We start from the raw sequence: 13,401 nt of genomic DNA on the forward strand, positions 1-13,401 counted from the left end.
CAATGTAGCTTGCTCTTAAATAATTGCTAAAATAAATTTATTAGTTATGTGGAAAATACTTAATAAAAAAAAAGATTAGCTGAAACAACTTAGCTGTAACAGTATCCTGAAAACATTAGCATCTAATATCGATTTAAATTATAGCATGCTATAACTTGGCTTGTTTAACAATAACTTTGTAGTACTCCATGAAGTAAAATATTCATTCTTTATGGCAAGATTACGCAAAAAACCTTCCACCTATTAAAATCATAAAAAATAATTGTACGTTTATCATTTGGCTAAATAAAATTAAAAAGTTATAGATATTGCAACGTTTGGATTATGATGCCAAGCATTACACTTTACCTAAGTAACTTTTTACAATTAGGCATCTATGATTGACAGCTATTATTATCGACTAACAAGCATCTCTTAGATAGTAAAAGATGGTTTTTAACATGTATACTTCGATAGAGTATTTTGCGCGCGTCGAGCTCAAGTAGGTAATGACATTAATGATAACAAATTATAACACTAAAATACACTACCTAAGCAATTGCACTTTCGATTAATGGTAATATCCTATTTGACTGTATTATTTTATAAACTGTGTAAATTATTAACAATTTGTATTCTGAAATGGTTAATAATTTACACAGTTTTAACCAAGCATACTAGCAAATATAAGATATTATTACAAAATTTTTCTTATGCGTTACTTGATGAAATCTTTCAATTTTAACTGGAAAAGTTAAATGCTTTCTTACTAAGTAAAAAGTAAATGAAACAAAATATTACTAATTACTCCTTATATTATAAAGAAATTACCTTGCATTGATATCAATCACCTATTGCTATTTGCAATAGTCAGAATATAATGGAGTTTTATTCTAAAAATAATCTAAAATCAAAATAAAAATTATAATAAGCATTACGCTATCTATCAAATAAAAATTTAATTTTTGATTAAAATAGCTCATTTATTGTTAATTAATTCTAATGCTAACGTTAAATAAAATTTTATACCGTACTAAGTTTTATAAAAAAATCCATATAAGTAATGTACATCAACGCCAATATCTCTTTTAAGTTATTTGGAAAGCTACTTATTTGTGAAGTAGCATTAATCTTAATTAATCAATAGAGATAATATCAATAGTTAGCAAATAATAATTTGTCTAGCAACTAATTTTTACGCAATGTCTGGAATATTCATTTTTACTATAATTACTTCATTATCAAATAAACCAACTGTAGTTATTCATACTTATTAAATATAAAAAAAAGAAACAATGTATCTTAATAAGTATATTAACTATCGACCTAATAATAATCAACCATACGCAATTAGCAGTTGATCTATAATTAATTTCTATCAGGGTACTCATTAATAGAATACGCCTGGCTCATTAACTTGTGCGCAATAATATATAGTTATTCTTTCTATACTTAAATAAATAGACTTGATAAATTTAAACTTTCTCAAAGTAGAAGTAATAATTTCAACAAAGCTAACTAAATTAATTCAGAACTATTTTGATAATATTCGTATAACTTAATCAAATTAAGCAATTAAAAATACTAATGTGTGCTTTTTGTCTCAGGTAAAAATAAAAATTGTATACATAAAAATTATAACACTGCAAATGTGTATAAAAGTAATTAAAAAAACAACTAATAAAAATAATAAACATATATTTATTGATATAATAAAATATGCTTAGTTTTAACCATAAAGTCTCTACATGCAAATTAATTATTGTTAACTTCGCCCAAACACTCGATTAAAAATCGTATCAACATGCTTAGTATGATAACTGATATCAAACAATCCCTTAATTTGCTCAACACTAATCTCAGATGTAATCTCCTTATCTGTAACTAGCAAATTATAAAAGTCCTTGCCTTCCAAGCGAACAGCCATCGCGTTGCGCTGAACCAAAGTATATGCATTTTCGCGGCTTAAGCCGGCCTGGGTTAACGCCAACATTACCCGCTGACTATAAATTAAACCACCTAACTTGTTTACATTTACTTGCATATTAGCTGAATAGACTATTAACTTATCCATTACTTCTGTCAAGCGAGCAAGAGCAAAATCTAGAGTTACAGTAGCAGTTGGTGCGATTACTCGTTCTACCGATGAATGAGAAATATCTCGCTCATGCCATAGAACAACGTCTTCCATAGCAGGATTTACCGTCATACGTACCAATCTAGCAAGGCCAGTTAGATTTTCGCTCAAAACCGGATTTCGTTTATGCGGCATCGCAGAAGAACCTTTCTGCGATTCACTAAAAAATTCCTCTACCTCACAAACTTCAGTACGCTGAAGATGACGAATTTCAGTAGCTAGTCTCTCAACCGAAGAAGCGACAACACCAAGCACAGCAAAAAACATTGCATGTCGATCACGCGGTATAATTTGAGTAGAAATTGGCTCAATTTGTAAAGCCATGGCCTTAGATACGTGCTCTTCGACGAATGGATCAATATTAGCAAAAGTTCCTACAGCACCTGAGATAGCGCAAATAGCTATTTCCTTGCGAGCATTAATTAATCGGTCACGACAACGCTGAAACTCCATATAATGAGAAGCCAATGTCAAACCAAAAGTAGTCGGCTCTGCATGAATACCATGGCTACGACCAATTTTAATAGTATTCTTGTGTTCAAAAGCCCTTCGTTCCAAAACAACTAATAAAGCATTCAGATCTTCAATTAAGATATCCGATACTCTGCTTAGTTGAACAGCTAAACAAGTGTCGAGTATATCAGAGCTTGTCATACCCTGATGAATAAAACGAGCTTCAGGACCTACCTGTTCGGCAATATTAGTTAAAAAGGCTATAACTTCATGCTTTACATCTATTTCTATAGAATTGATTCGATCAACAGCAAATGCTCCATGTTTCCATACCGCAACAGCCGCACTCTTAGGAATTACCCCTAACTCGGCTTGTGCATCGCAAGCATGCGCTTCAATTTCTAGCCAAATTTGGAACTTCGATTTATTCGACCATATGGACGACATTTTTTCGCGAGAATAACGCAAGATCATGATTTTATCATCACTACTTTAAAACATACAATCTATTCCAAATAATATTTTTATTATAAAAATAATCCTTAGATCGTCAAGGAAACACATAAAACAATCAAAGCCAAAATATCTGAAATTAAAAACATTATAAAGTACATAAAAAACTAATAATCTTTTTTAAGATATAAATAGCATTTTTCTTTTAAAGTCATGTTTATGGAATATTATTCCAAAATGGACTATGTTAATCATAAATTACATAATATCTTTATTATAAGATCAAGATTATGAGTTCAAGCGAACTGATTAATAATACACACAATGCTAATTGGTAATAACCACAACATAAAGTTGCCCATCTACAAAAAAACTAGCAATTCAGTATTCTAAAAGGTTGAAGACCAATGTAAAAAAATAAAGCGATATGATATAAAAGATCATGGATGCAACAGCAATTGTCTACATAGACAATTAAATATACGCAATGTCTAGTATCTTCATATTAATCTAATGATAATGAAGTAAAAATTTTCACATTATGTTAACAAATTATCTTATAAAAATGGATTAATCGCATCTTACACCATCGTCTAAACAATATTTTACTTTAAAATTGCAAAGTTATCTTGCGTTTAACTTGACAAGTTTAATAAAATAACTAGCAATTAAAAAAAACAAATTAAATTAATTTATGCAAAATACAATGAATGATTAACTTTAGAATTAAAATTCTTGCTCAGTTTTACTAATTAATAAAAGCGGTAAAAATTTTAAATTATTAGCTTGCTTGAGTTAGCGCCAAAGCTTCATTAAGCTAGTATTCTTCTTTATTTTTTGAGAACCGATAGCAATAATTGTACATAAATTGCTTCTTAGGAAGATTATATATTGCTTCTATATATCTAATTTAATAAATCATAACTTTTTTATAAAAAAATCTATAATTAAGGAAAACTATTTTAGATCTTTTATCACATAATCGCATAAATAACCAAACAATTAATTATAAAACAAAATGCTCGTATAGGTTTATCAAAAAAAAATAATAAAATTACTAATACAATAACTTATAATGTTTAATGAATAAAAATTATCCATAGATAAAAGGTAATCAACGTATAAAAAAGTAAGCAGAGAATAACATTTTTGCTAAATAGCTTCATAAGGGTTAAACATATATTTTATGTGTTCAATGCTTAGTGTATTAAATTATCTTTATATATAGTAACCTTAGTTCACTTTATTCACTATGATTTAATGCTATTTAAAAATAAACAGCTGATTTTAGGGATAATATGCAATGCTTCATAAAAATCTGTTAATAAGGCTCTAATCAATAGTTAAATACCATTAAAGAAAAAATTATGTAGAATTACCTTATTATGTTACTTTATCTAACATTATAATACAGTAAGATTAAGTACGTCTTAATAAGCGAGTATCCGACAGTTAGGTTATTGACCAAAGCGCAACACCACTTAACTCTATAATGAAATAGAAACAGATTAATAATAAGTAAAACATTTTAGGATAATCTATATTAGCCAATTCCTTTCGAAAAACATTTGCTACAACATAAATCGAGAATAAAATTTACGGTTAAATTCAATTGCAAAATAAAGTTATTTTATAGCATCTTTAGATGCATTAATTAATAAACTAATTAACTATAACCGCTACCAAATAATAAAAACCAAATTTTTAGATTTGTACTCTGGTAAAATAGATTTACTTTTTAAGAATATTATCTAGCGAAAAAAATAACAGATATGATATCATGAGTTTGATGTTTTCTATACTATGTAAAAAATACAATGTATAACTAATCATTAAATTAATTAAGCATTTGACAAGAATACTTTTTTAAAGTAAAAAAATAAACTTTTGGATAATAAAAGACATAATTTCTAATCTAAATTCAACAATTAAATAGATAAAACATTAATAATTCTTATTATTTTTTTATCTATTTAATTTTCAGATCAAAAAATTTGACTGTCAAAAATGAACCACTTATTATCTTAAATGCAGCATTTACTTAGTATAATCTAATAGTTATTAAAAATAGTAACAATTTAACATAGAGATTTTAACGGGGCATTCAATAACAGACAAGGAAGCCTGCTTGCGTTCTGCTGGAATTCCTCTAGGTAAGATTAATTCAATTCAGCAAGCAAACTGTATTCACAGTTAATTAAACAATCGAGCTAACTTTGGTTTTTACGTGATTATTGCAAAAAATAAATATAATCCATAGTAACTATTAAAAGTAGACAATAACTTAATAATTTATTGTCTCGATATGTTTACATATCGATTGCTTTGTAATTACAATTATTTTTTTCATCTCACTACGATCGTATTAATACACTAGCCAATGCTAATATTATGCAATAAAAAAATAAATCCTAAAATAAATATTACCTTTTTATTTGTACAGAAATTAAAATTATCATGAGTATAGGATCGGTTTTAGACGATTATTTATCATAATAAACTTTAACTTAAGGAAAAATTTTTTGCAAAACTTCCTTCCATATCCAAAAGAATATTTTAATACTAAGAATGTATATTTATATTAAAATTAAGTATAATGTTTATAGATAACAGTTATTTACCTCAATACGTTAAGTATGTAACATATAATCTAGAAAAATTATTATTGCATCTAGTTCTCTTCTTAAAAGAGAATCTTTTTAAGATAAACAACAATATATTTACTATTGATTTTATTTTTGTAGTAAAAAAAAATAAATGTCTAATAAAACAAGCATATCTTTAGATATAGACTATTTGTGTTGGGTGCTTAGTGACGATATCGTTGGTAAACATATACAATGTCTGGGACTTGCTGCTGCATCTGGCTTAAATCCAGTAATTAAACACATTAAACCAAGCTGGTTACTACGGGCTGTGCCATTGATTGGTCAGCTAGCTTCTATAATACCGACAATTGATTGCAAAAATATCGATAAACGTTGGCCAGAAGTGATTATTTCCTGTGGGAGAAGTACCGCTGGAGTTGCTTTAGCAGTACGGTGCTTAGCTACTTCACAACCATTTTTGGCTCACATACAAGACCCACACATCCATCCACGTCATTTCGATATGCTTATAGTTCCAGAACACGATCAGATACGTGGAGAAAACGTTATCACGACATTTGGTTCGCTAAATTATCAAGAACCAAAACAACTAACTGAGGCAGCAAAACCTTGGCTAACTAAAGTAGCTACCTTACCTCGTCCATTAATCGCAATAAATGTCGGTGGATCAAATAAACGCTATAATTTTTCGTCTAAAGCTGTTAGTCGCTTTGTGAAAGATTTGCGGACAATGTCTCAAAGTACCGGCGGATCCTTGCTCGTCGCTTGTTCACGTCGTACAAGTGATACAACTAAAGTTGCACTATTAAATGGATTAAACGATCTTCCCGGTATTATTTGGACTGGTTCAGGTAAAAATCCCTATCTTGCTTTTTTATACTTATGTGAAGCATTTGTGGTTACATCTGATTCGGTTAACATGATATCAGAAGCTTGCAGCACAGGCAAGCCCTTGCATGTCGCAACTATTGAGCAAGAAACCGGAAAACTTGCAGCCTTTCATAACAGATTAAGAAATGAAGGATACACCAGGCCATTTGTAGGACGATTAGAACATTGGACCTACAAACCACTGGATGAAACAAACAGAGTCGGTGCAATTATGAAGCAACGTCTAGCCAAGCGATTTTCCGCTTTAAAGGGATAATTACCAATATATTAATTGGCTGTATTATGCTTATCAATACAACGATTATCTTTTTGCTAAGGTACAGTATTTCCTGTATACATTAAAAATTATAATACATTGATATTGTGCAAATTTATACTTTCAAGCGAAATGATTCACATATAAATATCATATACCAAACAAAGCATACATACTTTTTAAAAATTAATCTAGCCATTACTTTCATCGTTCCCTTTCTTCACAAACTAACACTTGGTTGCAAGTACTCTCTTGTTAAAAGACACCAATTGTCATCCTAGGTTACGTTCGATAATAGCTTGGGCATTAAAATTTAATACGGCAAAAATATCATATTAAAAACACGAACAGCCTCTCTTGCAAAGAGCTATTTATACTTATAAAACCTTCGAAAAGTTCGATTGGTATACTTTTATGGACAAGTAAATAACCTATCCATGCTGTAACAAATTTGCATAAAAGTAGTCAAATTTCTACTAATCAATTTCATATCCAAAAACTAACAAATCACATATTTTACGTAAAGATTAAACAATCAAAGCTCAAACATTAATATTACATTAAGATAGTAATATTAATGTTACTTCAATACTAAGCTGCAACCGTAATGCGAAAAATCTTTTGTCACTTATTTTCCAAATGCTATACTAAATTATGTGATAATTGTTTATTGTAGTATTTTAGGTTATACACGCTAATTTTTTTAAAATTTGCTTCGTAGTCTACCTAACATTAACAATTAATTAATATTTATTTTATAAAAATAAATATTAATTTGTATATCTTAAAAGACAATAATAATTATATCAAGTATACTACTTTGTCACGCAATAATAAAAATTATTACCTGACACTATTTATAAAAAATAATTTTTTAAATTAAAATACCGCTTACACATTACTCATCATGAGTATTGATTTTTAATATTGTATGCAATAATACATTTATCTTAAGTAGCTTAAGTTTTTTACTATAAGATAATGCAAAAAAAAATAACTTACTTTAAGACTACATTAAGTTTTGAATCAAAAATTCATTAATCAGCCTATACCAAATATCATTATTTACAAAATTATCATATTTTGTATGAATTGATTATAAGATTTAATTATTAATAAATAGTTAGTTAAACGATTGATCGGAAAAAATAATTATACTGGGACAATTGTTTATACCACTTAAGTTAAAATAAATAAATATCGTAAATACTACGATTAGTTAATATTAATTTATTGTGAAATCTACTAGAATAATGATTTTTTAGACTATCTTTTTGTAATACATTTTCTCAATTTAAACAAATTATATATGATCACTTAATCAAATTGTAGTTAATCTGAATCCACTCACTTTTATTCGTAATACTCGTTGTATAAGCGAACAAAAGCAACATTATCCTTTATACTGCATTACGTTACAAAATATTTTTATATTAAAATGCATTGTTATTACGATATAAAACACTATTAATAATTATTAAAAAGCAATAAGTAAAATTTAATCTATTGATCTCAAAACTAAATTATAATAGCTAAAATACTACAACATAATGCAATGTTTTTATTATAGCTAATTGTTAATTCAATAACAAATGCACTATTAAATTTTTAACAAGACTAATTATCATTTTAAATAACTTTAGCTAAAAAACTTATTATTAAGCAATTTTACAAGAGCAAAAATAATAAATTATTATAATAAAAATTATGGAAACAATTGCTTAATAATAAAATTAATAGTAATTTATTAAAATTTATTGCATCGCAATACTCACTAAATAATATAATCACTTTGATATCAAATTTTCACTCGTAAAATTAAAGGGATCTATAGTCACAAAGTAGCCTTGCTAAAAAATAATCAACTACTTATACTATAAGTTAAGAATAGCAATAAAAAAGATATCTGAATTATAAATATCAATAGTTTAGTACTAAAACATTAAACTTTTACATCAACAAAAAGATTTACGGCGTATCAGTAACATGTATCAAGTGTAAGATCATAAAAACAGCCGAATTATTTTTATCAATTAATAAAAATTAGCTATTGACTAAACACTTTAAGCATTTGAAGTATAATACTCTGACTCATAAATCAAAATTGACTATGATAATTACAGTCACAATTTAACATACATTAGCAAATTAATTTATTTAAGTTACCCGGGTAACTTATTTCCTCTTTGAGCTAAAAAACCTTGTTGAATGCATCAACTAATACTTCATCCACTTCACTCATTTTTACCGGTACACCAAGATCTGTAAGACTAGTAACCCTATGATTGGATATCCCACAAGGAACGATACCGTCGAAATGAGATAGATCAGGACTAACATTTAGAGCAAAGCCGTGTAAAGTTACCCAACGCTGTACCCGTACGCCAATTGCTGCAAGTTTTTCTTCACGTATGGGATCACCTAAATCAATACGGCGCACCCAAATACCTATTCTACTATCACGTCGCTCTCCTTGCACTCCGAGCTGTTTTAATGCTTGAATTAACCATTCTTCTAGCGCATGTACATAAGTTCGTACATTTAAACGACGACGCTTAAGGTCTAAAATAACATAAGCTATCCGTTGTCCTGGGCCATGATATGTAAACTGACCACCTCTCCCAATATGGTATACTGGAAAACGATTTGGCTTTAGCAAGTCTGAATTATTAGCACTTGTACCAGCAGTATAAACTGGCGGATGTTCCAGCAACCAAACAGTTTCCGGAGCATTACCTTGGCGAATTGCTTTAACGAGTCGCTCCATTTTGGCTAATGCTGTCTTATATTCTATAATTCCATTATCACGACACCAGTTGATATCTCTAAAAAATGTCTGGTCGACTTGATTTGTTAAATATGCTATCATCATAATATAAAGGCTGTTTTTTTATTTTTACAATAAGAGTTTATGAATCTAGCTTAATTAGATGTATTTATATTGATAATTATCGTAAGTTCGATTTATTGCCAACTAACTGACAACATGCGGTCGTGGCGGAATTTGGTAGACGCGCAGCGTTGAGGTCGCTGTCCGATAATCCGGGTGGAAGTTCAAGTCTTCTCGACCGCACCACATTATTTTTAGTTATTTAAAAAATATAATGATAAAACTATCAGAGGAAAAACTAGTAGGCTTATTTACCCTAAAAGATGCAATTATACCCCTGCCAATAACCTATTAGTGCGTAAGTAGGTTATACACAATATCAAGCACGCTAAAAGGCATACCTAGTGGAGGTAGGAATGGCGCAAAACCTTAAAGACTCTGCATTATATTATCATGAGAAACCAATACCTGGGAAAATGGCCATGGTACCTACAAAGCCAATGGCAACGCAACACGATTTATCTTTAGCATATTCCCCAGGAGTTGCACACCCATGCATAGCACTTGCAGAAGATCCTAGCACAGCAGCACGTTATACTGGTCGTCAAAATTTAGTTGGTGTAGTAACCAACGGTACAGCTGTGCTTGGCCTTGGTAATATTGGCCCGCTCGCTTCCAAACCAGTAATGGAGGGTAAGGCAGTATTATTTAAAAAATTCGCAGACATTAATGTTTTTGATATTGAGGTTGCGGAGTTACAGGTCGATCGCTTTGTTGATGTAGTTGCTGCCTTAGAACCAACATTTGGGGGAATTAATCTGGAAGACATCAAAGCGCCTGAATGCTTTGAAATTGAAAGTAAACTACGACAACGTATGAATATCCCAGTATTTCATGATGATCAGCATGGCACTGCCATTTGCGTAGCAGCTGCTATATTTAATGCTCTGCGCTTAGTCGATAAACAATTAGATTCGATTAGGTTAGTAACCTCAGGTGCTGGAGCTGCTGCTATGGCTTGTGTAAATCTTCTTGTAGAAATGGGGTTAAAAATTGAAAACGTAATACTGACCGACATTGACGGAGTAGTTTATGCTGGACGCCCTCAAATGAATCAAATAATTGCTCGTTACGCAAGAAATACACCGATGCGCACCCTAGCTGATGCGATAAATGGAGCTGATATCTTCCTTGGCCTATCTGTTCCAGGTGTTCTAAAGCCATTCATGATAAAATCTATGAATGCTAACCCTATCATTATGTCATTAGCAAATCCGATACCAGAAATCATGCCAGAAGAAGCTAAAGCAGTACGTGAAGATGTTATTATAGCAACTGGCCGTTCTGACTATCCGAACCAAGTAAATAACGTTTTATGTTTTCCCTTTATATTTCGCGGTGCGCTTGATGTAGGCGCTACTACTATCAACGAAGAAATGAAAATAGCTGCTGTATCTGCTATAGCAGACTTAGCGATGCATGAAGCTTCAGACGTAGTAGCTTCTGCTTATAGCGGCCAAGAACTATCTTTTGGACCAGAATACCTGATTCCCAAGCCATTTGATCCGCGATTAATCATAGAAATCGCTCCACGTGTCGCACAGGCAGCAATGAATACTGAGGTAGCTACTAGACCTATTAAAGATTTTGACGCCTACCGTCAGAAACTATCGCAATTTGTTTACCGCTCCGGACAAGTAATGCACCCAATCTTCTCTAAAGCTCGCGAGTTACCTAAGCGAGTGGTGTTTGCAGAAGGAGAAGAAGAGCGAGTATTGCGCGCAGTACAATCGATACTAGATGAAAAGCTGGCTAATCCGATTTTGATCGGCCGCCCGGAGGTAATTGAGCACAATTTAGTTAGACTGGGCTTAAGACTAAAGATCGGTTGCGACGTAGATGTAATAGATATCAACAAAGACTCAAGATATGAATTATATTGGACTGCATACCATAAAATTATGGAGCGTCGCGGAGTATCAGCCAAAAGGGCTCGTGAGATAGTACGCACTAATAATACCGTTATCGCTAGCTTGATGATGCAACTTGGCGAAGCTGAAGCAGCGATCTGTGGTACAGTTGGTTTATATTGGGACCATCTAAGTCATGTGCGTCAAATAATTGGCACTAAGGATGGAATAAACGATCTTGCAGCTGTTAGTCTGCTTATTTTACCACAAGGCTCGTACTTTATGGTCGATACTCACGTCACGCCAGATCCTAGTGCAGATACACTAGTGGAAATAGTTGATTTGGTAATAAATGAAGTGCGTGCTTTTGGTTTAGAGCCTAAGGTAGCTTTTGTCTCTCACTCCCATTTTGGGTCTTCCAACAAACCATCAGCTCTAAAGATGCGTGAAGCAGTATCAAAACTGGCAATTAAGCATCCCAATCTCGAAGTTGAAGGTGAAATGCAAGCAGACAGCGCATTATCTGAGGTTGTCCGCAACCGCACTTTTCCTAATTCTCGCCTAAGTGGAGCAGCTAACATTTTAGTTATGCCTACGTTAGACTCTGCTAACGTAGCATTTAATTTAATGAAAACTGCTGGCCAAGGCTTATCTGTGGGGCCAATGCTTATCGGATCAGCGAAACCAATGCATATCCTTACTCAATCAGTTACTGTGCGCGGAATAATCAACATGACTGCCGTCGCTGTTGTTGACGCTCAAGCGAATCAGATAGCACGCTAAGTGCATATATCATAAAAGTTAGCAGCAAATATATAAAATGCAACAAAAATCAATATTTAAGATTATTTTTTTATTAACTAATTTATAGTTGTATACTATCTTAAGCGTAGATTTGCATTTATAAATCAATTTAACCGTTTAAATTATCTTAAAGTTAAACGTTTTAAATCGTAAAACAGTAAGTTATGAATTGATGATTCCACTCTTGATATTATAGATATCTATTAAATGTAACAGGATGTGCCTATGAATAATAAATTTTTTGATATAGTAATAAATTTCTTTGTTTTTGGTTAAATTAAATAATTTAATAGTATTAACTATGGTTTGAATATCTACAAGAGTTGTTAAATTTTCTACTGTAGTAAACAACAATCTATATTTAAAAAATTTAAGCTAAATTGTTAATTAGCTTAACATAGCTAAAATCTTTAATAAAGATAACAAGTTATTAATTATAAAAACTATTATTTTCTATAATGAAGTAATAGGAAGGATTTATTATTTACTTTTTTTTAATTAAGATGCTAAGTGTAATATAGATTTATAATTTTGTTGTTATTGATCGTAGAATACTGATGTATACTAATATATGCTAGTAAATGGTATCACAAAATTGTGTGTAATAGAATATATAGCCGTAATAAATAGCAGATTGATTGTATATTATCTAGCATTACTCCCCTTTAACATAAAAAATTACATAAAGTGTACATAATTACATAAGACTAATTAGTGTAAGTACAATTAAAACTGATTGTTATGCAATCTAGCCGCCCTTATAAAATAATATAAATAGTATTACGTTATTTAGAATTATTTATATAATGCTATTATTATTTATTTATGATAATTTTTTGCATGAAGATATTATATTATGCTGTATCATTTCAGATCTCAAAAATAATCTGTAAAGTATTGCTTAAAAAGTCGTTAAATTTTATAAAAATCACGACAATATAAATATATGAACATATCATTCTTTAACAAATTTAACCTTTTATAATAAATAATTTATTATAAAATGATTATATTTATAGTTTAAAGTTTTTTTTTAAAAAACTAATTAGTTAACACAATTAAATTACGTTTATATAAGT

At 30.3% G+C, this 13,401-nt stretch carries 4 protein-coding genes and 1 tRNA gene; 3 read left to right on the forward strand and 2 right to left on the reverse strand.

What is annotated here, in order from left to right; genetic code table 11:
- Nucleotides 1-1,744 precede the first annotated feature (1,744 nt).
- Nucleotides 1,745-3,043: an adenylosuccinate lyase gene (gene purB / locus A1OE_RS03390; protein WP_015088944.1), complete on the reverse strand. Its 1,299-nt coding sequence runs from the start codon at nucleotides 3,041-3,043 to the stop codon at nucleotides 1,745-1,747.
- 2,736 nt (nucleotides 3,044-5,779) lie between these two features.
- On the opposite strand from purB, the gene A1OE_RS03400 reads away from it, so the two are divergent.
- Complete coding sequence (locus tag A1OE_RS03400) at nucleotides 5,780-6,778, forward strand: mitochondrial fission ELM1 family protein (RefSeq protein WP_015088947.1); 999 nt, start codon at nucleotides 5,780-5,782, stop codon at nucleotides 6,776-6,778.
- Nucleotides 6,779-8,969: 2,191 nt separating this feature from the next.
- Here A1OE_RS03400 and lipB read toward each other — a convergent pair.
- Nucleotides 8,970-9,650: a lipoyl(octanoyl) transferase LipB gene (lipB, locus tag A1OE_RS03405; RefSeq protein WP_015088949.1), complete on the reverse strand. Its 681-nt coding sequence runs from the start codon at nucleotides 9,648-9,650 to the stop codon at nucleotides 8,970-8,972.
- Nucleotides 9,651-9,766: 116 nt separating this feature from the next.
- Between lipB and A1OE_RS03410 the strand changes: the two genes are divergently transcribed.
- Both A1OE_RS03410 and A1OE_RS03415 read left to right on the forward strand, forming a co-directional pair.
- Nucleotides 9,767-9,854 (forward strand) — tRNA-Leu (locus A1OE_RS03410).
- A 170-nt stretch (nucleotides 9,855-10,024) separates the two neighbouring features.
- Nucleotides 10,025-12,301: an NADP-dependent malic enzyme gene (locus A1OE_RS03415; protein WP_015088950.1), complete on the forward strand. Its 2,277-nt coding sequence runs from the start codon at nucleotides 10,025-10,027 to the stop codon at nucleotides 12,299-12,301.
- Nucleotides 12,302-13,401: the final 1,100 nt, after the last annotated feature.

Source organism: Candidatus Endolissoclinum faulkneri L2 (genome assembly GCF_000319385.1).
GTDB classification, from domain to species: Bacteria; Pseudomonadota; Alphaproteobacteria; order Thalassobaculales; family Thalassobaculaceae; genus Thalassobaculum; species Thalassobaculum faulkneri.